The sequence below is a fragment of the Paraburkholderia caffeinilytica genome, assembly GCF_003368325.1.
Taxonomy (GTDB): domain Bacteria; phylum Pseudomonadota; class Gammaproteobacteria; order Burkholderiales; family Burkholderiaceae; genus Paraburkholderia; species Paraburkholderia caffeinilytica.
This window is the reverse complement of the sequence record NZ_CP031467.1, coordinates 161,103-184,399: the sequence shown is the minus strand read 5'-3', so window position 1 is coordinate 184,399 and position 23,297 is coordinate 161,103. Positions and strand designations below refer to the sequence as shown.

The following is a 23,297-nucleotide window of genomic DNA, read 5'->3' as shown; positions in this document are numbered from 1 at the left end:
TCCACGAGGAACCGATGAGCACGACGCCGCAGGCCACGCCGCGCCGCGCGACGATCACCGACGTCGCGCGTGAAGCCGGCACCGGCAAGACCAGCATCTCACGCTATCTGAACGGCGAGATGAGCGTGCTGTCGCCTGAACTGCGCGCGCGAATCGAGGCCGCGATCGCACGCCTCGACTACCAGCCGAACCAGATGGCGCGCGGCCTCAAGCGCGGCCGCAACCGCCTGATCGGCATGCTGCTCGCCGACCTGACCAACCCGTATACCGTCGAAGTGCTGCAAGGCGTGGAAGCCGCTTGCCATGCGCTCGGGTTGATGCCGCTGATCTGCCACGCAGCGAACGAAGTCGAGATGGAACGGCGCTATCTGCAGCTGCTCACCACGTACCGGGTGGAAGGCGTCATCGTCAACGCGCTCGGCGTGCGCGAGGAAACCTTGCGCCCGGTAGGCAGCGGCGGGATTCCGGTGGTGCTGGTGGACCGCATGGTGGATGGGCTCGTCACGGATATGGTCGGTCTCGACAATCGGGCGGCGGCTGAACTCGGCGCACGGCATCTGCTGGACAACGGTTTCGACGATATCTGGTTCGTCGTCCAGCCTTTCGAACAGGTCAGCTCGCGGCAACTGCGTGAGGCGGCGTTTCGCGAGGTGATGAGCGGACAGGGTGGCAAGGGCCATGAGGGCGGAACGGGCGGTAAGCGCGAAGGCGGCAGGGCCGGCAGCAATCGTGACGGCAGCGAAGGCGGTGTGCGCGGGCATACGCTGGTGCTGAATCTTGGGGACCAGGCAGCCGTCGAACGCGCGCTAGCCGAACTGGACCACGCAATCGATGCGTCCGGCAACCCCACGCGCACGGCCGGGCGCATCGCCCTGTTCGCGGCCAACGCGCCCGTCGCGCTATGTCTTGCCTTGCACCTGAAAGCGCGCTACGGCGCCGACTGGCAGGCCCGCGTCGCGCTGCTGTCGATCGACGATCCCGAATGGGCCGAGTTGACGGGCGTCACCGCGATCCGTCAGCCGACCTACGAGATCGGCTACCGCGCGGTCGAGTTCCTCCACGAGCGCATCGAAGGGGTTCAGACCACCGCGCGCGACTGCCTCTTGCCAGGCGAATTGATCGTTCGCGCCTCAACTTTGCGCTGACTTCGCGCTGATCTGCGATCATTCGGGCTGCGGCGCGCAGCGGGTGCGCGCCGGTCATCGCAAGGAAACACATGGTTGTTGCACCGCTTACCCTCTCGAGCCTCGCCGTTGCGACCCTGCTGGTCGCCGCCTTACCGTTCGTGATCTACCGCCGTCTGCGCCGGCCGCTCGCGCTGCACTCCCGCGACGCCATCGTCGGCGTCGCCGTGTTCGCGCTGTTTGCCATGGTGATCGAGCGCGCGCTGAACGACTACCTGCTGCATTGGAATGAGGCGACCGCGAGCGTCCTGTCGAATCCGCTCGCTTTCGTGGTGTACGGCACGCTGGCGGCGGGTATTTGCGAGGAAGTGGGGCGGTTCGTCGGCATGCGGTTTCTGCTCAGGCGGGCGGCAGCGAAGTCGGGCTCGACGTCGCTCGCGGCGGGAACAACCGATAGTCCCGCGCTGACCTATGGCCTCGGCCATGGCGGCGCGGAAGCGTGGCTGGTCGGCGTGCTGGTGCAGATTCAATGGATCCTGTTCGCGGTCTTCGAAAACCGCGGCGAACTGGACGGCTACCTGAGCAATCTGCCGGCCGACTCGATCATGCGCATTCATTTGATTCTCGCCAGCCTGACGCCGCAGACGGCCGGCATTTTCGCGCTCGAAAGAGTGGCCGCGCTGGTGTTCCAGATCGGTTTGTCGGTATTGATGTGGCGCGGCTTGAGGGCCGGTTGGCGCGGCATCCTGCCGCTTGCGATTGTGCTGCATGCGCTGGTCGACGTGCCGGCTGCGTTGTTCCAGGCGCGGCTCGTGCCGCTCGCCGCGGTGGACGGCGTGTATGCGCTGGGGGCGGTGATCGTCGCGGGCTTGTTGTTCAAAGCTTTCCGCCGCCCGGCGGTTGCTGCGTGAGCCCGCTGTGAGCCTGCTGTGACCCGCTTCCTGCACCGGCCATCCGCGATCCTATAACTTTCGGCGTACCCTTGCGGTACGCCATTCAGGCTTATCCTTTCGGCACACTTCATGGAAGAAGCTTACCAATACGACTGCGCGAATCCCGAGTTCGAGGAATTGGCGCGCGTCATCAGCGATCTGTTTCCCGAGCAGACGCAGTTCGTCCAGCGTGCGGGTGAAGACGGCACGCCGACGCTGGCGATTCACTGGGTTGCGATGCGTTTCGGCGCGACCGCGCGCCGTATCGTAATGACCGTGGTGATCGCGCCGACGGCGCTGGCGCGTTATCGCGCGATGCCGGCGCGGTTGCGCGCCCGCAGTTTCGCGGTGTTGCGGGCGTTTGTCGAAGCGAGCATTGGCTCGCTTGAAGAGCAGTATGCGAACGGCGAGGCAGTGCCGCGCGACGTGACGATCGAACTCGGCGACGAGTTTGCGTAGCGGCGATCGCCGGACATCGCGGCGAGGTCGCTCGCCGCGATGCAGCTACAAAATCATGATGTAAGGCCGTTTTCTCATTCGTTTGACCGTGGGTACGAGGCAGCCTGACGTGTGCGTGGCAGACTCAGGCCCGTCGGTGCTGCTCAGCCTCCGTCGAAAGGCTCGGCGATTCCGTTGCCGGGGTGCTGTGCGTTGTATTCCGCGCGTATTTTTTCCTGCAGGTTGTAAGTAGCGCCCTCGCGCATACGGGCGGCGTGCTGATCCGCCAGTCCGCCAAGAACGAAGCTGACGACCGCGAGCCCGAGTGAAATGATCGGGCCGACGACCGGCACGAACCCAACGATGCCGGCCACCAGACCCACGACAGAGGAGCTGAGGTCCAGCCGGTCCTTGAGCGTCGCCGTGCCCGCTTGTTCCTTCTTCAGATACGCGTCTAACGAAGCGCCGAACGACGCGCCACTAAGAACGGTATTGATTGCGCTAGGAATCAACTGCATGCGCAGTGGCTTCGATATCTTCATCCACTCTGGCCAACTGTCGGTGCTCTTAAGGAAACTGGCTTGACGTTCCCCGAATTTCTCCCTGTATTTGTCGGTCCACTCGTGCAGTTTCGTGGAGAGGTCTTTTGCGGGCGTATCCTTCAGCAGCCGGCCGAACTCGCTGAATGCGGCCACGGAGTCGACGAGCTCGTTATCGCGTTCCAGCATTGCGCTGTTGAACTGGTCGTAGGCTCCGCGCTTCAGGTCCGCCAACTGATCGAGCTGCTTGCAAAGTTCGATCGCTTCCGGCTTGTTTGACTGGCGCGCCGCATCTGCCGTGGCGAAACCCTGGTTCTTGAGTTGGGCGATGACGTCCTGGGCCTTTGCGTCAATCGTCTTGATATTCTCGTGGGCGTCGCGGGCCTCACTGGCCGCCGAATCCTTCAATCCGTCCGCCATGTGTTGCATTTCGAAGTACTGGGGCGCGAGAGCCTCTGTCCATTCCTTCAATTTGAGTTGCCGGTCATCGGGATGCGTATTTTCCAGCTTCCCAATCGTGTCGTCGCGCAACTTTTTTTGTTGCGTATCGAGTTGACCATCGATGTGTCCGGAGGTATTTTTTTCGAGCGCGTCGACTTCGTCGTCGAGCTTGTCGTGCGGACCGAACTCGTCGAACTCCGGCTGGTACCGAGGTTCGGCGACCGCTTCAGCCGTACCCGTGTTCGTGCCGCTCGAACCTGGAACGGGATGGTCAGGGTCTACGCTCGGTGCGGTGCTTGGCTTGGTAGCTATTGATGCTGCTGTTTTCGCCTGCTGCAGCTTGACCAGATGGTTGCCCAGATCGGTGCCCATGCCGACCGTGATCTCGTTGATGCCTTGTCCGATATTCGTGCCTGCAATGATGAAGTCGTCCGTGGGGTTCTTGCCTTGGTGTAGTTTCTCCATGCCAGACAGAAATGACAGGCCGCCTTTTGCGAAATGGGTCCCGGCGGCACCCCCACGGGTGGCTGCCAGAATCCCCAGCTTGCCGTTCGGTCCAAGAGGATCGAGCACGCTCTTGCCTGGTCGCTGCAACGCCGCTAGCGGCGTGTTCTTCAGGATGGCGGAATTGTTAAAGCGCGCTTCGTCGAAGATGATTGCGCGCGTGAGGATGCCCGGCGCCTTGCCGTATTTGGCGAAGATCGAAGCGGCGTCCGTCGGATGAATTGACCCGGAAAGGCTGAGTCCGGCGTTCTGTACGCCGCTATACGGCGGTTCATTGTCGTTGGAATCGAGCAGGGCAGTCTTGGTGAAGATCGAAGGGGTGTCCTTCGGATGACTCAACGCGTGCAGATCGACGTTGGCTTTCTGCGCGATGCTCTCCAGCGGTTCATCGCCTTTGGAATCCAGCAGAGCAGTCTTGAGCCTGTCGATCTTCGACTGCAGTTCGAGAGTCGGTCTGCCCGATGTGCTTAATTCAAGCAACCGATTGTAGGCCGACGCGGCGGTGATCATGTGGTCGGTCGTATCGCGGTCTTGGTTGATGTCATCGATGACCAGGTCCAGCGATTCATTGAAGGTTTGCATATCTTCCTCGACCTCGTTGGCCATCACTGCCTGGGTCGCAATGTGCTCGGCCTCTGCATCGACCGGATCGGAAGAGGCGGGCGCGGCTGCGGTGACCGAACTTGCCACGAGCCGGCTGGTCGACAAACGTGGAGACGAGTCACCGTTTGCGCCAGGCGCCGCAGGCCGCGCCGGGTTCTGCCGGTTGTGGGCACCCGACCGGGCGCCATGATTACGTGGATTCCGCGCGTTGTCCGGCCTGTTCGCTAACGTTCCATCTGGCCATGACGGATAAGAGACTGTGTCGACTTTCATAGCAACTCCTGCAGCGAGGCGCCTCGTTCAGTCACATCATGCCGTCGGCGCACGTTGAACGGCGTCCCATATTCGTGCGGCTCGACGGTCCGGCGGCGGTGCACATACATTTTGTGACATTCGACTTGCCGATCGAGATGCCCGGCAATCAATTAGAGATAGGGAATCTCGAGCTGAAGGCTGGGACATTCATTTAGAATGCCGAACCAAGAAGTGAATAAGACGCGGCTAAACCGCGCAGTACAAACATAATCACAGGGGAGCTTTTTAGGAGGACACGAAGACCAATGACAAATCTCAACATTCCGGCAGCAGTTACCACAGACGACACCCGTCGCCGCATCTTCGCAATCGTTGGCGCTTCATCGGGCAATCTCGTCGAGTGGTTCGACTTCTACGTGTATTCGTTCTGCGCGCTGTATTTCGCGCCGGCGTTCTTCCCGAGCGGCAACACCACCACGCAGTTGCTCAACACCGCCGGCGTGTTCGCCGCGGGCTTCCTGATGCGCCCGATCGGCGGCTGGTTCTTCGGCCGGCTCGCCGACAAGCGCGGACGCAGGACCGCCATGATGGTGTCGGTGTTCATGATGTGCGGCGGCTCGCTGGTGATCGCCGTGTTGCCCACGTATGCGCAGATCGGCGCGCTGGCGCCGGCGCTGCTGCTGGTCGCGCGGCTGTTCCAGGGGCTGTCGGTGGGCGGCGAGTACGGCACCAGCGCCACCTACATGAGTGAAGTCGCGCTCAAGGGGCGTCGCGGGTTTTTCGCGTCGTTCCAGTACGTCACGCTGATCGGCGGGCAGTTGTGCGCGCTGCTGGTGCTGGTGATCCTGCAACAGACCCTGTCCACCGAGGAACTGAAAGCGTGGGGCTGGCGCGTGCCGTTCGTGATCGGTGCGCTGGCGGCGCTGGTCGCGCTGTATCTGCGTAAATCGCTCGACGAAACGACCACGGCGGAAACGCGCCAGCGCAAGGAAGCCGGCACGCTGCGCGGCTTGTGGCTGCACCGGGGCGCCTTCGCGACGGTGCTCGGCTTCACGGCCGGGGGCTCGCTGATTTTCTACACGTTCACCACGTACATGCAGAAGTACCTGGTGAACACGGCGGGTATGCACGCCAAGACGGCCAGCAACGTGATGACCGCGGCGCTGTTCGTGTACATGGTGATGCAGCCGGCATTCGGCGCGTTGTCGGACCGCATCGGGCGGCGTCGTTCGATGCTGTTCTTCGGCTTCTTCGCGACCATCGGCACGGTGCCGCTGCTGCACGCGCTGAAAGACGTGACGAGCCCGTACGCGGCTTTCGGGCTGGTCGTGGTGGCGCTGGCGATCGTCAGCTTCTATACGTCGATCAGCGGCCTGATCAAGGCGGAAATGTTCCCGCCGGAAGTGCGCGCGCTCGGCGTGGGGCTGTCGTATGCGGTGGCCAATGCGATCTTCGGCGGCTCGGCGGAGTATGTGGCGCTGTGGCTGAAGTCGGTGGGCAGCGAGTCGACGTTCTACTGGTATGTGACCGCGCTGTGCGCGATCGCCGGCCTCGTGTCGCTGCGCATGCGCGATCCGTCGAAAGAAGGGTATCTGCGGCACGAGCCTTGAGTCGTACGCCCGGCGTGGGAGCTGACGTTGGCCGCGCAGGCGTGGCGGTTACAGCTCGGCAGCCCGTGCGGTCAACGTCGCTGACTGCGGTCAGTCCGCCAGGCGATAGACTTTCGCAAAGCGTGCGGCCTGCACCACGCCGTAGTCGCCCGGCGCGTATTGCATGATCCAGTCGCCGGCGGCGCCGCGCAGCACGTCGCCGCCGTTCGCCGAGCGCGCGAGCGTGAACGCTTCATGCATCTGTTTGGCCAGCACGACGGCGGGACGGTTGCAGTATGCGCCAGGTTCGCCGTGAGCGAGGGCGGTGTCTTCCGGCAGGTATTTGGCGTCGAAGCGTTCGCGTGAGACGACCCAGCGGTCGCCGGTCGAGCCGGTGATCAGCGCGTCGCCGCGGGTGTAGCGGTTCGGGCCTTCCAGGCTCATCAGTTCGCCTTCGGCGGCGGCGAATTCAACGCGCACGGTTTCGTTCTTGACGACGCGCTGGGCGTCGGCATCTTGACTGAGATCGAGATTTTTGAGTTCGGTCATGAAGCAAGTGGGTGTGGAGATATTGACAGCCTGGCCGGAACTTGGCGTTCCGACGCTGCGTACTCGCAATCATGCCAGATGCATTTGATGATGGGTTTCTTTTGCCATTGGCGGAAAGGCGGCGAACACGTCGGCCCCGATCTCGCTTTCACCGGTCCGAACGGCAAGAGGACCCGCGTGGGACCGAGCTGGTCTGGGGTATTCGCCTGGCGAAGCGCGACCAGACAGGGCGACCAAACATAAAGCGCCATGCGGCACGCCGATTAGCTGAAGACCAGCGCCGTACGCACCCGGATAGATCCCGCCGCCAAAGGCAAAAGAATGGGACGCGAAGCGCAGAAACCCGCGCCGCGCGTCATCGACCGTGCAGTTGGCCGCTTACGGTTTCACGGCTGCATCATTCGCTTGCCGGAGCCTTCTTGCCGCCGCCTTTGCCATGGTGACGGCCGCCTTCGGGACCGCCCTGATGGAAGGTCGCGTCGGCCAGCTTCTTCTGTTCCGGGGAGAAGCTGTTGTACAGCGGACCGAACGCATCGACAAGCTTCTTCATGCCGTCCGCATGCGCTTGCGCGATCGTCGCGTATTGCGTCATGTCGTCGAGCGCCGACACATTGGTGGCGGCCCGGCGTTGCTGGAACAACTGACCCATCGTTTGGCCGTTGCCGCGCATCACGTCGGCGAATGCGTTCCACTGCGGTTCCTGTGCCGAGGTGATCTTCAGTTGCGAATGCAGGTAAGCAATGCGGTCTTCGACGTTGCGCTCGTGGCCCGCTTGGGCGGCCGGTGCCGATGCCGATGCCGAGGCGCCCGTCGGTGCCGACGCCGGCGCGGAAGTTTGTGCGAACGCGCCGCTCATGGCGACTGCGGTGGCCAGCAATACCAGTGCTTTTTTCATCGAAACTCCTGATGTCTGTTCGAATTGGGACAAGGCTCGCGTGCGAGCGGCCCGTGATGCGCCGGCATGGCGACGCACCGCGGCCGGCTGCCCACTTCGCCGTCGCCGCTATTAGTATCACGATATCCCTACAATGCGGCTCTTGTGCGACAAACGCTTACAACCGAAACGAACAGGAAATAGCGGGTGGACAAATTCGTGAGCATGGAAATCTTCGTCGCGGTGGTCGAGGCGGGCAGTCTCACGGCGGCTGCCGAGCGCTTTGACATTTCGTCGGCGATGGTGGGCAAACACATCCGCTCGCTCGAAACACGGCTCGCGACGCGGCTTCTGACGCGCACCACGCGTCGTCAGAGTCTGACTGAAATCGGCCGGCAGTATTACGAGCAGTGCCGGCAGATTCTGGCCGACGTCAAGGAGGCGGAGTCGCTCGCCGAGGCCATGGCGGCCGCGCCGCGCGGGGTGCTGAAGGTGACGGCGCCGCTGACCTACGGCGTCGAAGTCTTTGCCCCGGCGATGACCGACTACCTGAGCGCGTGGCCGGACGTGAGCCTCGAACTGGATCTGTCGAATCGTGTGATCGACCTGGTGGAAGAGGGCTTCGATGCATCGGTGCGCATTGGCCGATTGCCGGATTCCAGTTTCGTCGCGCGGCCGTTGAAGCCTTACCGGATGCGCGCGTGCGCATCGCCGGCCTATCTGGCGCGGGCCGGCACACCGCGCACGCCGGCCGATCTCATGCAGCACGAATGTCTCGGCTTTCTGCATTGGGGCCGCGAAGGTTTGTGGCGGCTAGGCGGCGAGAATGCGGACGAAACCCCGCTGCGCGCCGGCCGGTTCCGCGCGAACAACGGCCAGGCGCTCAAGGTTGCCGCATTGCGCGGCTTCGGTCTGGTGTTGCAGCCGGAGGCGCTGCTGGCGAAAGAGATTGCCAGTGGCGAACTGGTGTCGGTGCTGGAGGCCTATCTGCCCGAAGGCGCGCCCGTCCATCTGCTCTATCCACGCGACCGGCGTGCCACGCCCAAGCTCACCAGCTTCATCGATTTCGTGATCGAGCGGTTCGGGGCGTGATCTTGCCGCTTGCCACGCTCCGTTTGCTGCTTCGTTTGCTGCTCCGTTTGCTGCTTCGTTTGCTGCTTCGTTTGCTGCTTCGTTTGCCGCTTCCCGATCGTTGCTAGCCGCTCGTCGTTGCGCCGCCCATGGGCCGGGGTTCCTCGGCCTGCCGCCCGATGCTCAGGACGCGCGATAATCCGTTCCACTGCTGACCAACTTCTTTCCCCCAGATGAGACCTCCGCGCCTCGACCAACTCGACGACCTCGACCGCAACCTCGTTGCGCTGCTGCAAGCCAACGCCCGGGAGAGCGTCGCCAACCTTGCGCGCCAGCTCGACGTGGCGCGCACCACCGTGATTGCCCGGATCGCCCGGCTCGAGCGCAGCAACGTGATCGGCGGCTATAGCGTGCGGCTCGGCCAGGACGTGCTCGACTCGAGCATCCAGGCGTACGTCGGCATCATCATCGCGCCGAAGTACGGACCGGCCGTGCAGAAACGTCTCGGCAAGATGCCCGAGGTGCAACTGCTGTGTGCGGTGAGCGGCGAGTTCGACTATGTCGCGTGGCTGCGCGCCGATTCGCCCGACCGCCTCAACGATCTGCTCGACGAGATCGGCGGCCTGGAAGGGGTGGAGCGGACCACCACGTCGATCATTCTTGCGCGCAAGATCGACCGCGGCATGGTGTGATTCCGCTGCCCGATTTTTACGCCGTTTTGACATGTTTTCGACATATCGACTGATTGTGTCGTCATAACGTCGAAGTTCATGGTCATAGCGCAGCATTTTGCGTGTATGAACTGTTTTTGCTTCTCCCTAAACTGTCTCTCAAGGGTTCAGCCCGCCGGGCGCTGCGCTTAAACGCAGCGCACTTCCCAAGCTGGAGACAGCACACAAAATGGGACCGGAGTTCGCGTTAAAACGCCAGCCCCGGTCGACACAGGAGAAGCGCATGAAAGTAGCCATCGTCGGTGCAGGTTTGATCGGTCACACCATCGCCCATATGTTGCGTGAAACGGGCGACTACGACGTCGTCGCGTTCGACCGCGATCAGCATGCGCTCGATAAGCTCGCTGCCCAGGGCATCCCGACCCGCCGCGTCGATTCCGCCGACGCCGCCGCGTTGCGCGCCGCCATTCAAGGCTTCGATGCGCTCATCAACGCACTGCCGTATTACCTGGCAGTGAGCGTGGCCACGGCCGCCAAAGGTGCGGGCGTTCACTATTTCGACCTGACCGAAGACGTGCGCGCCACCAGCGCGATTCGTGCAATCGCCGACGACGCCGATCACGCCTTCATGCCGCAATGCGGTCTCGCGCCGGGCTTCATCGGCATCGCCGCGCATGAACTGGCGAACCGCTTCACCGAAATCCGCGACGTGAAAATGCGCGTCGGCGCGCTGCCCGAATTCCCGACCAACGCGCTGAAGTACAACCTGACGTGGAGCGTCGATGGCCTGATCAACGAGTACTGCCAGCCTTGCGAAGCGATCCGCGACAGCCGCACGCAGTGGGTGCAGCCGCTGGAAGGCCTCGAACACTTCTCGCTCGACGGTACCGAATACGAAGCCTTCAATACGTCCGGCGGGCTGGGTACGCTATGCGAAACGCTGGCGGGCCGCGTCGAATCGCTCGACTACAAGTCGGTGCGCTATCCGGGCCACCGCAACCTGATGCAGTTCCTGCTGGAAGACCTGCGTTTGTCGAGCGACCGCGATACGCTCAAGACCATCATGCGCCGCTCGGTGCCCGCGACCGCGCAAGACGTCGTGCTGGTGTTCATCACCGTGAGCGGCATGCGTGACGGCCAGCTGGTGCAGGAAGTATTCACTCGCAAGATCTTCGCGAAGACGGTGTGCGGCGTGCCGATGAGCGCAATCCAGATCACCACGGCCGGCGCGATGTGCGCGGTGCTCGATCTGTTCCGTGAGCAGAAGCTGCCGCAAAGCGGCTTCGTGCGTCAGGAACAGGTGTCGCTGCGCGACTTCCTCGCGAACCGCTTCGGCCAGTTGTACGAAGGGCAGTCGCTGGATGCCATGGCAACGGTGTAAGCCGCGGCTGTCACGTTGAGGCTCGATACCGAGGGCCGTGCGACGACGCGGCAGTGGCTGCCGCGAGCAACGAAGAAAGCCTCGTAGAAGGCCGCTTTGAAAAAACCAGGGACGCCCCGCACCGCGGGGCGTTTTGCGTTTTAAACACCGGTGCTGCATGGGCTGCGGCAGCGGCTACTACGCCTCGCGCTACACGGGCCGCCACGCAGGTAAAGTTCCGCTGGCGGCTGCACGGGCTGTGACGTAGGCAGTCGCACAGGCGGCTGCACGGGCTGTGACACAGACAGCTACACAGGCAGCGGCGGCAGCTTCGCAGACGACGCAAGCGGCCCGCCCACTATACGTGCGAGCAACGCTTCGTAATCCGCGCGGGTTGGCGCGGTGTTGTCGAACATCAACAGGTCGTCGCAAATGTCGCCGCTCGGCACGAAGCGGCGCTGCCGATACTCGTCCCAATGCGCGAGTTTGTAGGCATCGTTCGGATTGCCGCGCGCGACGATGCGTTGATGCGCCGTCTCTTCGGACGTGTAGACCCATACGACCCGCAGCACCACGTCTGCGCCGATACCCAGCCAGGTGCGATCGAAGAGGCGCCGCTCGCGCACTTCGCGCGAGAGCGGCCCGACCACCAGCGCGCTGACGCCAAGTTCGAGATTGTCCCGCGCGGTATCGAGCAGGCCGCGATACTCGGGGTCGCGCAGGTGCTGCAGGAAGAGCGGGCTGTCGCGGTCGTTCGGATCGCCGGTCAGCATGGCCATGGCGGCCGCGCTGTAGCCGCCGAACAGCGTATCTTTATCGAGCAGGCAGAAGGGCGTCGCGCTCGCCTGCATGAGCGGACCGATCAGCTTCTTTGCCAGGGTGGTCTTGCCGGTGCCGGCATGGCCGCAGAAGAAAACCAGACAGGTCACGAAGACGTGTCCTCGGACGTGGCGGGCGGGGCGCCGGCGGGCTGCGGGTCACGCGCGAACTTGCCGCCGGCCTCCAGCCACATCACATTGATGATGCCGAAGCCCAATGCCACGCCGATGCCGAGAATCCAGGTGAAATACCACATCGCGGTCTCCTTGATCGTATGTCCGGCAAGGCAGCCGGTGAAGCGTTGTGCATAGCCGGTGCAGGGAAGCAAACCTGCGGGCGGACAAAGGCAGCACGCGGCGGACCCGAGGGTAAATCCGCAGCGCGCGGCGCCCACAGCGCGGCACTTTGCAGCGATCATGAAGAAGAATGCGGTCCAGTGCAAGGGGCGCCAAGCCGGTTGCCCGTCCGCCCAGGATCGCGCAACGCGCCTGTGACGAGAACGGGAGCAATACCATCGCAATTCCACGGCAACACCGCAACACCGCCAATAACACGGAACACGGGAGACCCAGCATGCCGATGCGCCCGCACTTCCCCTGCAAAGCCGCGCTGTTTGCGCTGGCTGTCGCGTCGCTCGCCGGTTGCGCCTCGACACCTGCCGAGCCCGTCCCGTTCAAGGCGGTGCCGCAAGCGCGCGTCGTCCAGCCCGGCTATACGGAGCCCGGCAGCGGACTGGTCGCCGTGGACGTGCGGCGCGAACGTTCGCATGATGTTATCGTCCGGTTCCGCGATGCCCTGGTGTATATCGACGGCGAACAGGTCACCGATCTGATGAACGGCGAACACGCGGTCTTCTATCTGAGCCCGGGCGTGCATCGCATCGGTGTTTCCACGCAATTCGATCCGGTCGTGGAGATGCGCTTTACCGTCACGGCCGATACACGCTATACGAACCGCGCGTCGGTCACCTTCGACGACGATCACCGCATTGCCTTGCGCAGGGTCGCGCAATAGCGCAGGGCAGGGTCCGGCAACGCCGGATCGCGGCGAGGCGTGTCGAAGGTGCCCGCTGCCGTATGCAAGCTTGAACCCCGTGCCGAGTCCGCGCATTTAACAATTCGATACATGACGTTCATGTATCGCCCTTAATATGACGGCTGTCGTGTACCCGTTCACTCAGATTTGCCACCGGGCCCGCGCGCAGTGCGAAGCCGGCCGGTCTGTTCCGTTTTCAAGGTAATCCAACATGCTGATCAATTGCGCCGCCTATCAGGATGGCCGGAAGCTGGCCGACATCGATATCGATAGCATCAGCGACTACGTGGCGCGGCCCGAGTGCTTCGTCTGGGTCGCGCTGAAAGACCCGGAGCCGGACGAACTGGTCGTGATGCAGCACGAGTTCGGCTTCCACGAACTCGCGATCGAAGATGCGCAAAACGGCCATCAGCGTCCGAAAATCGAGGAGTACGGCGAGTCGCTATTCGCCGTCATCCACACCGTGGAAATGGACGAAAAGGGCGAACTGCTGATCGGCGAGGTCGACGTGTTCGTGGGGCACAACTATGTGCTGTCAGTGCGCCGCGGCACGCGCGCCGGGTTCCAGAACGTTCGCGCCCGTTGCGAGCGCGAGCCGGAATTGCTCAAGGAGGGCTCGGCGTTCGTGCTGTACGCGCTGGTGGACGACATCGTCGATCGTTATTTTCCGATCCTCGAGACGATGAACAACGAGATCGAAGCACTCGAGGACCGCATCTTCGAGCGCAACAATTCGGTGGCATCGCGGGCAATCATCGAGGATCTGTATTCGCTGAAACGCCGGCTCGTGATCCTGCAGCATCACATCGCGCCGCTTCAGGAGGCGGTCGGCAAATTGACGGGCGGCCGGATTCCGAGCGTCTGCGGAGGCATGCAAGCCTATTTCCGCGACGTCTACGACCATCTCGATCGGATCGTCAGAATCATCGATGGCCGGCGCGAATTGGTCGTGACCGCGGTGCAGGTCAATCTGGGGATGATCTCGCTGGTCGAAAACGAGGTGACCAAGCGGCTCGGCTCGTTCGCCGCGTTGTTCGCGGTGCCGACCATGATCGCCGGTATCTACGGGATGAACTTCGAGACCATCCCCGAGTTGCACTACAAGTTCGGCTATCCAGTCTGTCTTGCCGTGATGGCGATCGTGGATTTGATCCTGTACTGGCGCTTTCGCAAGTCCGGCTGGCTTTGACACCCTGTTAGCCCATCGCACCGTGTTGTTCCCGCTTGCACCGTGCGCAATAAAAGTCCAGCATAGGCGGCCCGCCGGTCGCTGAGCTTGCAGCCGGCGGCAAATTCGCCACGCATGGACCGAGCGAGGAATCCTTGCCAGAAAGACAGTCCATCGATGTGCCTGCCCATGGCGCCGGGTCGAGCCCATCGAGCGCTCAGCAGCGATGCGCGCTCTGCGTCGAGGCGTATGGCAACACGGCGCATCGTTGACAGTCCGAACCGGGCGCGCTGAGAATGAGCCTCGCAAACGTTTGCGTTCAACTAAAAAAACGGCTCGACCGCGAGCCCGACTCACTCTGGAGATAGGCATGAGCCATCGCATTCGCCGCCGCATGCTGGCGGCCGCTGTTCTCGCCACCGCTACCGGCGCTTTGCCGTTTTCCTCCGCCTTCGCGCAAACCGCGCCCGCCCGTAAGCCGAAGGTCGCGCTGGTGATGAAGTCGCTCGCCAACGAGTTCTTCCTGACCATGGAAACCGGCGCGAAGGACTACCAGAAACACAACGCCTCCCAGTTCGACCTGATCACCAACGGCATCAAGGACGAGACCGATACCGCGAACCAGATCCGCATCGTCGAACAGATGATCGTGTCGAAGGTCGATGCGATCGTGCTGGCGCCGGCTGATTCGAAGGCGCTGGTGCCGGTCGTCAAGAAGGCGGTCGACGCGGGCATCATCGTCGTGAACATCGACAACCGGCTCGATCCGGACGTGCTCAAGTCGAAAGACCTGAACGTGCCGTTCGTCGGCCCGGACAACCGCAAGGGCGCGCAGAAGGTCGGCGACTATCTGGCCAGAAAGCTGAAGGCGGGCGATGAAGTCGGCATTATCGAAGGCGTGTCGACCACCACCAACGCGCAGCAACGCACGGCGGGCTTCAAGGACGCCATGCAGAGCGTCGGCGCCAAGGTCGTGTCGGTGCAATCGGGCGAATGGGAAATCGACAAAGGCAACGCGGTGGCGTCGGCCATGCTCAATGAGTATCCGAACCTGAAGGCGCTCCTGGCCGGCAACGACAATATGGCGATCGGCGCGGTCTCGGCCGTACGGGCGGCAGGCAAGCAGGGCAAGGTACTGGTGGTCGGCTACGACAACATCAACGCGATCAGGCCGATGCTCAAGGACGGCCGCGTGCTCGCCACCGCCGACCAGTACGCCGCCAAGCAGGCCGTGTTCGGTATCGACACCGCGCTGAAGGCGATCAACGAGCACAAGAAGCAATCGCAGTTGTCCGGCGTGGTCGAAACGCCGTGCGATCTGGTGGCCAGATAAGCGTTCGACAGTCAGTACCGAACCACGCATCGCAAGGAGCGACACAAGAAGCATCGCGACACGCCAGGGTTCGCCGGGGCACGCGGGTTCGCGCTCACGCCGCTGCATGCTGAATGCATGGCAAAAGACGCGCGCAACCGCGTCAATTCAATAAGCGCTCAAGAAAGCTGCTGCGCCGCCGTTAATTCCAGAGGTAAGCGTCATGACGGCGGCTGCGTGGTGGGAGGGGCGTGGCCGAAAGACCTGCGCCGAACCGGTGCGCGCCCGACGTTTCACTGTTGCCGCGCGCCATTGAAATATTGGCACTCACCGGCAAGCGTACGCTTGCCAAAATTATCGATGGATATCGCAGCCGCGAAGCGATGCGGCACATGCCCGATACCCATGAAGCAGGGAGGTTGTCATGACCGGTCGATCGGTGCATGAAGCATCGCGCGGCAAACCGGGGGCATCGCGGGCAGGGGCCAAGGTCACGCCGCCCGCCGGCCCGTGCGTGCCGCGCGCCAGCGGCAAACCGGCCGGCACCCTGGCGTAGCAGGAGCAGTCGAAGCTGAAAGTGCGGTAAAGCGTAAGTATTCGTGGGTTTGGTCTGTCTTCGATGAAGGCGTCCGGTGGGTCGCCAGATGGCGTGGCCGGCGGGAACAACAGGCAGGAGAACAACAGGTTATGGCGACGATCAAGGATGTAGCGGCCGTGGCAGGCGTGTCGTTCACGACGGTATCGCACGTCGTGAACAACTCACGGCCGGTGTCGGCCGACGTGCGCGCGAAGGTCGAACACGCGATCCGTCAGCTCCACTATGTACCGTCGGCGGTGGCCCGCTCGCTCAAGGCACGGGCGACGGCGACGATCGGTCTGGTGTTGCCGAACAGCACGAACCCGTATTTCGCGGAGATGGCGCGGGGTATCGAGGATGGTTGCTCGCGCAACGGCTACTGCCTGTTCTTCTGCAATTCCGACGACGATCCGGCCAAGCAGCGTAACTATCTGCGCGTCCTGCAGGAAAAGCGTATCGACGGACTGATCGTCGCCTCCGCAGGCGACGACGCCGTGCTGGCTCATTCGCTTGCCGACGCTCACCAGCCGCTGGTCGTGGTGGACCGCAATATCGAAGGCGTGAACGCGGATCTGGTGCAGATCGACCACGAGAAGGGCGGCTATCTCGCGACGCGTCATCTGCTCGAGCTGGGGCATGTGCGGATCGGCTGCATCACCGGACCCGTGAAGACGGCGGTGAGCGCCATGCGGGTGCACGGCTTCATCCGCGCTATGACCGAGCGCGGTATCGAGATTCCGTCCGGGGCGATCGTCGAAAGCGATTTTTCGGGGACGGGCGGTCATCGCGCGGCGGGACAACTGTTCGACACCGTGAAGCCGTCGGCGATTTTTGCCGGCAACGACATGATGGGCATCGGGGCGTTGCGCGCCGCGGCGGAGCGCAATATCAGCGTGCCGCGCGATTGCTCGATCATCGGTTTCGACGATATCGAACTGGGACGATTCACCTATCCGTCGCTCTCGACGGTCGGGCAGTCGGTCCGTGCGCTTGGCGATATGGCCGCGCAGACGCTGATCGAACGCATTGCCGGGACCTCGTCGGGCAGTCCGCGCGCGCCGGGACGCCGGCGTGTCGTGTCGCCGCGCCTGATCGTGCGCGAATCGACCTCGACATGGGCCGGCGTGGCGAGGCGCGATCTGGCGGCCTGATCTCGGGACATTGCACGGACACTGCACTGGCGGACGCGGGCCGGAAGGCTTCGCGCCGGCCCGTTCGTGATTTCTCTTGCGCTCTTCCGACTCTGGTGATCGTGAGTGACAGCCGGTCACGGCCTCGGGCGTGAAGGCTTCGCGCCTGTTCCTGGACGCCCGGGACGCGTCACTGCACCCGGCAAGTCGAGGGTTCTGTTCGATGCTCGCTTGAACCTCGTTTGAACCCCGTTTGATCTTCGTTTGAACCCCGCTCGAACCCATACTCCGCTCGAACCTCACTCGAACCCCGTTTGACCTCCGCTCGAATCCGTCCTGGCTGTCCGCACCCGACCTTCCGGCCCGCCTGAATTCGCCTCTCCGAACGCCAAAAAACGTCGTGGGATCCCCGCGCAAACGCGGCCTGTCAGCGCTTTGTAATTTCTTCCAATTCCCTACAACGTCTTTCTTCATACCATATAAATCCTTCAAGTATGCAGATCGGGTGCCGTAAACAAAATTATTAGAGCGCGGCATCAAATCGGCGCCATGTACGCACAGCCACACGCTACCCCGCGCTGCGCACGCAGCCTCTCATTTGTTAAGTACAGGAACAAGCATGTTGAACAAAGGCATCACGATCAAGGCGCGGATTGGCCTCACGATGGCTTTTCTCGCCGCGCTGCTAGTCGCCATCGGCGTTTTCGGCATGTTCGGCATGAGCCGCTCGAATGACGCTTACCAGGACACGTTCACCAACGCAATGCCGAGCGCGGTCGATATCGGCAACGCCGAGCTTTATGCTGCGCGGGAGCGGCTGGCGCTCGATCGGGCCGCATTCACGATCGGCACGCCGGACTCGGCGCCGGCGGTCGAGCGCGCCCGTGCGATGCGTGTGACCTCCGACATGTGGTGGAAAAAGTATATGGACCTGCCGCGGGACGCTCAGGAAGACCGTCTCGCACAGGACGTCATCGCTAAACGCGAGGCGTTGCATCAGCAACTGGACGCGTTTACGGCAACCGTCACGGCGAACGACCAGAGCAAGATTGTCGACGGCGCCAAGCGCTTGCAGGCGGCATACAACGATCTCGCCAATTCGGACGACGCGCTGCGCAAGTTCCAGTTCGATTCGGCCAAACAAGGTTACGACTCGGCGCAAAACAGCTTCGAAGTCTTCCGCATGGTGAGCGCCGGTGCGCTGCTGGTGGGCGTGCTCGCCGCCGTGCTGTCCTACCTGACGCTCAGCCGCGCGATTGCCCGCCCGCTCGACGCCGCCCTGGGTCATTTCGACGCGATCTCCGCCGGCGATCTGCGCCGCCCGGTCGTGGTCACCTCGCGAGACGAAATGGGGCAGTTGCTCGAAGGCATCGCCAAAATGCAGCGTAGTCTCACCGAAACGGTGCGTACGGTGCGCGGCGGCAGCGAATCGATTGCGACGGCCACGCGGCAGATCGCGGCCGGCAATATCGACCTGTCCTCGCGAACGGAAGAGCAGGCGTCGGCGCTGCAGGAAACCGCGTCGAGCATGGAAGAGCTGACCGGCACGGTCAAGCAGAACGCCGACAACGCTCGCCAGGCGAGCTCGCTGGCGGCCAATGCGTCCGAGATCGCCAACAAGGGCAGCGCGGTGGTCGGCCAGGTGGTCGGCACGATGGGCGACATCAATCAGAGCTCGGCGAAGATTGCCGACATCATCTCGATCATCGAAGGGATTGCGTTCCAGACCAACATCCTGGCCTTGAATGCGGCCGTGGAAGCGGCGCGGGCCGGCGAAGAAGGGCGCGGGTTCGCGGTGGTGGCAGGCGAAGTGCGCAGCCTCGCGCAACGTTCGTCGGCGGCGGCCAAGGAGATCAAGGAACTGATCGACACCTCGGTGGAACGTGTGCAGTCCGGCTCGGCGCTGGTCGACGAAGCCGGCCGCACCATGACCGAGATCATCGGTGCGGTGCAGCGCGTGACCGACATCATGGGCGAGATCGCGGCGGCCTCGGAAGAGCAAAGCAACGGCATCGACCAGGTGGCGCGCGCCGTCACGCAGATGGACGAAGTCACGCAGCAGAACGCCGCGCTGGTCGAGGAAGCGGCTGCTGCGGCGTCGTCGCTCGAAGACCAGGCCGGCAAGCTGCGTACCGCGGTCGCGGTGTTCCAGCTCGAAGAAAGCGGCTTCAAGGCGCCGGTGAGCGCGGCGCCGAAGCGCGCGGCCGCGCCGGCTCGCGCGATGGCGGCACGTAAGGCGTCACATGCGGTGTCACATCCGGAGTCGAATTCCGTGTCACATGCCACCCAGGTAGCCAGAACGCCTGCTGCGTCCGCAGCGGCACCGGCGCCCGCTGCCGCCGCGCCGACAAAGATGCCGGCCAGAGCAGTGGCGAGCGCCGGCAGCGATCAGGATTGGGAAACGTTCTGATCGATGCAACATTCGTTCCCGATGATGCATTAGACGGAACCACGCTTGTGCGGATCGGCCGCATGACAACAAAGACCGCGATTGCGCATGCAACCGCGGTCTTTTTTCATGGTCTGCGGACTAAGTAACGTTCATTAGCGTTGTCGACACCCTGGCGAGCGTCGTGATCCGGTACATTGACGGGCGCGACTACCGCTTGTACCGGCAAGGTCGCCGCTACAGGCAGTCAGCGCGCGGACCGTGAGCCCGCTTTTCCCTACTGCGGCAACTCCGCGCGGCAACCTATTGCTCAACGCGCCAGCCATAAAGGACCGACATGACGCCACACGACCTCGCGAACCGCCTCGTCGAAGCCCGCCGGCAGCATCGCCCGATCGATGCGCCCCCACCCGACAGCCTGCCGCCCGACGCGGCAACCGCATACGCGATCCAGCAGGCCGTCATCGTGGGCCTCGGCGACTCCACGGGTGCGTGGAAGATTGGCGCCAAAGCACCCGGCGGGGCCGCCGCGGGCGCGCCGATTCCGGCTTCGCTGGTGCTGTCGTCTCCCGCGCGGGTGGCCCATGCCGGCTTCTTCCGGGTGCTGGTGGAACTGGAGATCGCCTTTCGTTTCGCCGAGCCGATCGAGCCGCGCGGCCGGGCTTATGCGCGCGACGAGGTGCTGTCGAAGCTCGGCGTCGTGCTGCCGACCATCGAGATCGTCGATAGCCGCTTTGCCAGGTGGCCCAATGTCGCGCCGCTCGCGCAACTGGCCGACGCGCAGAACAACGGCGCATTGATCACGGGTCATCCGGTTGCCTATGCGGGTCTCGCACGCGGCTTCGATTTCGTATCGCCCGAACTGGAGCTGAGTTTCGACGGCCGCTCGCTGGTGCCGGAAGCCACCGGCAATCCGGCCGGCGATCCGCGCGAACTGCTGGTGTGGTTCGTCAACCATTGCGCCGCCATGGGCATCACCATCGAGCCGGAATGGACACTCACCACCGGTTCGTACGTCGGTGCGCACAATGTGGACAAGCCGGGCGTCGTGCGCGGCCACATCGACGGTCTGGGGGAAGTGGAAATTGAACTGACCTGAACGTGTCATCGAGCACTTGTAATGGTGCGCCCATCATGGCCGGCCTGTAACAGGACATTACGACCCATCAAGCGAACGGCTGCCTGCGGGCGGCCGTTTTACATTTTCCGTAGCATCCGCATCAGGCATCTAGCCGTATACACCTATGAAGCGACCGGTTGCGCTGCCGTGATTCAGTTATGCATGCGGCTAACCATGCCGCGGACGCGGTTAATACGAGAGACGGGCATGTGCGGTAACACACTGCACCGATGCGCGATGGCGCGGAACGAAACCGCCGGCGCGTCGACGAACCGCTTGACGATGCGTCGACGAACCGTGTCTCAGGTCGGCACGGTGAACGAACATGTAACACAGCGCATGTTGCTGTAGACCAAACGGCGATGCCGCGCGTTGATGAAAAAAGGTCCCGGGCACAGAAAGCGCATGACGTCCGCGCTCAATGCAAGAAAGTGTGCGCGTGCAGACAGGCTGTCCGGTAGAGCAGTGAGATCGTTCGATCAACGAGACGATTCGTGTAACAGAGCATGAAGCATGACGCGCCATGCTGGGCAGTATGGCGAGCAGAGGGCGCGGGAAAGGCAGCAACGTGGGCCGGCAATCGCTGCACGTTCGGTGTGATGTGAGCGGAAGATTGTAGGTGAGCGAATCTGCGTTTCCAAGTGAGGAATGTTGGGAGGCGGGTACGGCGCGATTTTCGCAACGTAGTTCGTGAAAAAAAATTTAAAAGGGTTTAGGATGAATTCGAGCGATGTCGTTTCCGAATAGCGCGCCGCGCACGACATCGGTCTAGACTTCGGCGAGGAGGTAGCATGGATATCTACAGCAGTTTCGCGACCCGCTTCGAGAAAACGCGAGAAGATGAACTCTCGCTCGAGGAGTATCTCGCGCTCTGCAAAGACAATCCCGCCGCGTACGCTACGGCTGGCGAACGCATGTTGACGGCAATCGGCGAACCAGAACAGATCGACACTCGTAACGATCCGCGCCTGTCGCGCATCTTCGCGAACAAGGTCATCAAGGTATACCCCGCATTCCGTGAGTTCTACGGAATGGAAGAGGTGATCGAGCAGGTGGTCGCCTACTTCCGGCACTCGGCCCAGGGGCTCGAAGAAAAGAAACAGATTCTGTATCTGCTGGGGCCGGTCGGCGGCGGTAAGTCGTCGATCGCGGAACGTCTGAAGCAACTCATGGAACGCGTGCCGTTCTATGCGATCAAGGGCTCGCCTGTCAACGAGTCGCCGCTCGGTTTGTTCGATTACGACGAGGACGGTCCGATCCTCGAAGAGCAATACGGTATTCCACGCCGCTACCTGAAAAATATTCTGAGTCCGTGGGCAGTGAAGCGCCTGCACGAATACAACGGCGACATCCGTAAGTTTCGCGTGGTGCGCCGCTACCCCTCGATCCTTCGTCAGATCGGGATCGCCAAGACCGAACCGGGCGACGAAAACAATCAGGACATTTCGTCGCTGGTCGGCAAGGTCGACATCCGCAAGCTCGAACAGTACGCACAAGACGATGCGGACGCATACAGCTACTCCGGTGGCTTGTGCCTCGCGAATCAGGGCTTGCTCGAGTTCGTCGAAATGTTCAAGGCGCCGATCAAGGTCTTGCACCCGCTGCTTACCGCGACTCAGGAAGGCAACTTCAAGGGCACGGAAGGCTTCGGCGCGATCCCGTTCGACGGCGTGATCCTTGCCCACTCGAACGAGTCGGAATGGAAGGCGTTCCGCAACAACCGCAACAACGAAGCACTGCTCGACCGGATCTTCGTCGTGAAGGTGCCGTACTGCCTGCGCTACGGCGAAGAGGTCAAGATCTACGAGAAGCTGCTGCGCAATTCGTCGCTGGCCAATGCGATATGCGCGCCGGGCACATTGAAGATGATGGCGCAGATGTCGGTGCTCACGCGCTTGCAGGAGCCCGAGAATTCCAGCCTGTTCTCGAAGATGCAGGTGTACGACGGCGAGAATCTCAAGGATACCGATCCGAAGGCCAAGTCGTATCAGGAATACCGTGATTTCGCGGGCGTGGATGAAGGGATGACCGGCGTGTCGACCCGCTTTGCGTTCAAGATCCTGTCACGCGTGTTCAACTTCGATTCGACGGAAGTCGCGGCGAACCCGGTGCACCTGATGTACGTGCTCGAACAGCAGATCGAGCGCGAGCAGTTCCCGCCGGAAACCGAACAGAAGTACCTGTCGTTCATCAAGGACGTGCTGGCATCGCGCTATGCCGAGTTCATCGGCAAGGAGATTCAGACCGCGTATCTGGAGTCGTACTCCGAGTACGGTCAGAATATTTTCGATCGCTACGTGACGTATGCGGACTTCTGGATTCAGGACCAGGAATTCCGCGACCACGACACCGGCGAGAGTTTCGACCGCGCGGCGCTGAACGCCGAACTGGAGAAGATCGAGAAACCTGCGGGCATCAGCAACCCGAAGGACTTCCGCAACGAGATCGTGAACTTCGTGCTGCGTGCGCGTGCTGCGAATGCGGGGAAGAATCCCGCGTGGATCAGCTACGAGAAGCTGCGCGTCGTGATCGAAAAGAAGATGTTCTCGAACACGGAAGAACTGTTGCCGGTAATCTCGTTCAACGCCAAGGGGTCGGCGGAAGAGCAACGCAAGCACGAAGACTTCGTCAACCGCATGGTGACGAAGGGCTATACGCCGAAGCAGGTGCGCTTGCTGTGTGACTGGTATCTGCGCGTGCGCAAGTCGTCATGACACGCACTGCGTGCCGCTCGCGCGGTCCGACCGCGCGAGCACCTTGCGAGTCGCAAGTTGCATGGACATAGTGTAGGGTTTGC

The 23,297-nt window shown here is 62.6% G+C and carries 19 protein-coding genes and 1 pseudogene; 15 read left to right on the top strand and 5 right to left on the bottom strand.

Translation table 11 applies throughout. The features are described from left to right. Positions 1-14 precede the first annotated feature (14 nt). The 3 genes from DSC91_RS16780 to DSC91_RS16770 all read left to right on the top strand — a co-directional run bounded on the left by DSC91_RS16780 (position 15) and on the right by DSC91_RS16770 (position 2,515). Positions 15-1,145 carry a LacI family DNA-binding transcriptional regulator gene (locus tag DSC91_RS16780; RefSeq protein ID WP_115780004.1) on the top strand — a complete coding sequence of 377 codons (1,131 nt, stop codon included), beginning with the start codon at positions 15-17 and terminating at the stop codon, positions 1,143-1,145. 71 nt (positions 1,146-1,216) lie between these two features. Then, positions 1,217-2,035, top strand: a complete 819-nt coding sequence (locus DSC91_RS16775; RefSeq protein ID WP_115780003.1) for a YhfC family intramembrane metalloprotease — start codon at positions 1,217-1,219, stop codon at positions 2,033-2,035. Positions 2,036-2,146: 111 nt separating this feature from the next. Next, a complete protein-coding gene (locus tag DSC91_RS16770; RefSeq protein ID WP_115780002.1) occupies positions 2,147-2,515 on the top strand; it encodes a DUF3022 domain-containing protein in 369 nt (122 codons plus the stop codon). A 143-nt stretch (positions 2,516-2,658) separates the two neighbouring features. Here DSC91_RS16770 and DSC91_RS16765 read toward each other — a convergent pair whose 3' ends face one another. Next, a complete protein-coding gene (locus DSC91_RS16765) occupies positions 2,659-4,854 on the bottom strand; it encodes a hypothetical protein (RefSeq protein WP_162831430.1) in 2,196 nt (731 codons plus the stop codon). A 287-nt stretch (positions 4,855-5,141) separates the two neighbouring features. Between DSC91_RS16765 and DSC91_RS16760 the strand changes: the two genes are divergently transcribed. Further along, positions 5,142-6,446, top strand: coding sequence for an MFS family transporter (locus DSC91_RS16760; RefSeq protein WP_115780000.1), 1,305 nt, complete (start codon positions 5,142-5,144; stop codon positions 6,444-6,446). Between the two features lie 90 nt (positions 6,447-6,536). Here DSC91_RS16760 and DSC91_RS16755 read toward each other — a convergent pair whose 3' ends face one another. Both DSC91_RS16755 and DSC91_RS16750 read right to left on the bottom strand, forming a co-directional pair. Next, positions 6,537-6,974: a PGDYG domain-containing protein gene (locus DSC91_RS16755; RefSeq protein ID WP_115779999.1), complete on the bottom strand. Its 438-nt coding sequence runs from the start codon at positions 6,972-6,974 to the stop codon at positions 6,537-6,539. 378 nt (positions 6,975-7,352) lie between these two features. Then, a pseudogene (locus tag DSC91_RS16750) lies at positions 7,353-7,869 on the bottom strand (Spy/CpxP family protein refolding chaperone). Positions 7,870-8,055: 186 nt separating this feature from the next. Between DSC91_RS16750 and DSC91_RS16745 the strand changes: the two are divergent. From DSC91_RS16745 to DSC91_RS16735, 3 genes are all read left to right on the top strand, one after another. After that, positions 8,056-8,940: a LysR family transcriptional regulator gene (locus DSC91_RS16745; protein WP_115779997.1), complete on the top strand. Its 885-nt coding sequence runs from the start codon at positions 8,056-8,058 to the stop codon at positions 8,938-8,940. Between the two features lie 212 nt (positions 8,941-9,152). After that, positions 9,153-9,611, top strand: coding sequence for an Lrp/AsnC family transcriptional regulator (locus tag DSC91_RS16740; protein WP_054039581.1), 459 nt, complete (start codon positions 9,153-9,155; stop codon positions 9,609-9,611). 262 nt (positions 9,612-9,873) lie between these two features. Continuing rightward, a complete protein-coding gene (locus DSC91_RS16735; RefSeq protein WP_115779996.1) occupies positions 9,874-10,971 on the top strand; it encodes a saccharopine dehydrogenase family protein in 1,098 nt (365 codons plus the stop codon). 287 nt (positions 10,972-11,258) lie between these two features. Here DSC91_RS16735 and DSC91_RS16730 read toward each other — a convergent pair whose 3' ends face one another. Together DSC91_RS16730 and cydX are read right to left on the bottom strand one after the other, a co-directional pair. After that, positions 11,259-11,879: a P-loop nucleotide/nucleoside kinase family protein gene (locus tag DSC91_RS16730; RefSeq protein WP_115779995.1), complete on the bottom strand. Its 621-nt coding sequence runs from the start codon at positions 11,877-11,879 to the stop codon at positions 11,259-11,261. Then, positions 11,876-12,025 (bottom strand): cytochrome bd-I oxidase subunit CydX, encoded by a 150-nt coding sequence (gene cydX, locus DSC91_RS16725; protein ID WP_115779994.1) that lies wholly within the window; start codon positions 12,023-12,025, stop codon positions 11,876-11,878. Before cydX ends, DSC91_RS16730 begins: the two co-directional genes overlap by 4 nt. Before the next feature lie 317 nt (positions 12,026-12,342). Between cydX and DSC91_RS16720 the strand changes: the two genes are divergently transcribed. The 8 genes from DSC91_RS16720 (at position 12,343) to DSC91_RS16685 (ending at position 23,214) form a co-directional block, all read left to right on the top strand. After that, positions 12,343-12,783: a YajG family lipoprotein gene (locus tag DSC91_RS16720; protein WP_115779993.1), complete on the top strand. Its 441-nt coding sequence runs from the start codon at positions 12,343-12,345 to the stop codon at positions 12,781-12,783. Positions 12,784-13,015: 232 nt separating this feature from the next. Further along, complete coding sequence (gene corA / locus DSC91_RS16715; RefSeq protein WP_115779992.1) at positions 13,016-13,993, top strand: magnesium/cobalt transporter CorA; 978 nt, start codon at positions 13,016-13,018, stop codon at positions 13,991-13,993. Positions 13,994-14,342: 349 nt separating this feature from the next. Next, positions 14,343-15,305: a sugar ABC transporter substrate-binding protein gene (locus DSC91_RS16710; protein WP_115779991.1), complete on the top strand. Its 963-nt coding sequence runs from the start codon at positions 14,343-14,345 to the stop codon at positions 15,303-15,305. 403 nt (positions 15,306-15,708) lie between these two features. After that, positions 15,709-15,840 (top strand): hypothetical protein, encoded by a 132-nt coding sequence (locus DSC91_RS38530; RefSeq protein WP_268238906.1) that lies wholly within the window; start codon positions 15,709-15,711, stop codon positions 15,838-15,840. 131 nt (positions 15,841-15,971) lie between these two features. Next, positions 15,972-17,012, top strand: coding sequence for a LacI family DNA-binding transcriptional regulator (locus DSC91_RS16705; protein ID WP_115779990.1), 1,041 nt, complete (start codon positions 15,972-15,974; stop codon positions 17,010-17,012). Between the two features lie 598 nt (positions 17,013-17,610). Continuing rightward, positions 17,611-19,401: a methyl-accepting chemotaxis protein gene (locus DSC91_RS16700; protein WP_115779989.1), complete on the top strand. Its 1,791-nt coding sequence runs from the start codon at positions 17,611-17,613 to the stop codon at positions 19,399-19,401. Positions 19,402-19,717: 316 nt separating this feature from the next. Further along, the gene (locus DSC91_RS16695; RefSeq protein WP_115779988.1) at positions 19,718-20,479 is read left to right on the top strand and encodes a hydratase; all 762 of its coding nucleotides are present in this window, start codon (positions 19,718-19,720) and stop codon (positions 20,477-20,479) included. 812 nt (positions 20,480-21,291) lie between these two features. Then, complete coding sequence (locus tag DSC91_RS16685) at positions 21,292-23,214, top strand: PrkA family serine protein kinase (RefSeq protein WP_115779986.1); 1,923 nt, start codon at positions 21,292-21,294, stop codon at positions 23,212-23,214. Positions 23,215-23,297 lie beyond the last annotated feature (83 nt).

Excerpts from the sequence above, each read along its gene's own strand:
- DSC91_RS16720 (WP_115779993.1), top strand. The coding sequence starts at position 12,343 with ATGCCGATGCGCCCGCACTTCCCCTGCAAAGCCGCGCTGTTTGCGCTG.
- DSC91_RS16765 (WP_162831430.1), bottom strand. The coding sequence starts at position 4,854 with ATGAAAGTCGACACAGTCTCTTATCCGTCATGGCCAGATGGAACGTTA.
- corA (WP_115779992.1), top strand. The coding sequence starts at position 13,016 with ATGCTGATCAATTGCGCCGCCTATCAGGATGGCCGGAAGCTGGCCGAC.
- DSC91_RS16735 (WP_115779996.1), top strand. The coding sequence starts at position 9,874 with ATGAAAGTAGCCATCGTCGGTGCAGGTTTGATCGGTCACACCATCGCC.
- DSC91_RS16775 (WP_115780003.1), top strand. The coding sequence starts at position 1,217 with ATGGTTGTTGCACCGCTTACCCTCTCGAGCCTCGCCGTTGCGACCCTG.
- DSC91_RS16685 (WP_115779986.1), top strand. The coding sequence starts at position 21,292 with ATGGATATCTACAGCAGTTTCGCGACCCGCTTCGAGAAAACGCGAGAA.
- cydX (WP_115779994.1), bottom strand. The coding sequence starts at position 12,025 with ATGTGGTATTTCACCTGGATTCTCGGCATCGGCGTGGCATTGGGCTTC.
- DSC91_RS16710 (WP_115779991.1), top strand. The coding sequence starts at position 14,343 with ATGAGCCATCGCATTCGCCGCCGCATGCTGGCGGCCGCTGTTCTCGCC.
- DSC91_RS16770 (WP_115780002.1), top strand. The coding sequence starts at position 2,147 with ATGGAAGAAGCTTACCAATACGACTGCGCGAATCCCGAGTTCGAGGAA.
- DSC91_RS16695 (WP_115779988.1), top strand. The coding sequence starts at position 19,718 with ATGACGCCACACGACCTCGCGAACCGCCTCGTCGAAGCCCGCCGGCAG.
- DSC91_RS16760 (WP_115780000.1), top strand. The coding sequence starts at position 5,142 with ATGACAAATCTCAACATTCCGGCAGCAGTTACCACAGACGACACCCGT.
- DSC91_RS16740 (WP_054039581.1), top strand. The coding sequence starts at position 9,153 with ATGAGACCTCCGCGCCTCGACCAACTCGACGACCTCGACCGCAACCTC.
- DSC91_RS16705 (WP_115779990.1), top strand. The coding sequence starts at position 15,972 with ATGGCGACGATCAAGGATGTAGCGGCCGTGGCAGGCGTGTCGTTCACG.
- DSC91_RS38530 (WP_268238906.1), top strand. The coding sequence starts at position 15,709 with ATGACCGGTCGATCGGTGCATGAAGCATCGCGCGGCAAACCGGGGGCA.
- DSC91_RS16780 (WP_115780004.1), top strand. The coding sequence starts at position 15 with ATGAGCACGACGCCGCAGGCCACGCCGCGCCGCGCGACGATCACCGAC.
- DSC91_RS16700 (WP_115779989.1), top strand. The coding sequence starts at position 17,611 with ATGTTGAACAAAGGCATCACGATCAAGGCGCGGATTGGCCTCACGATG.
- DSC91_RS16755 (WP_115779999.1), bottom strand. The coding sequence starts at position 6,974 with ATGACCGAACTCAAAAATCTCGATCTCAGTCAAGATGCCGACGCCCAG.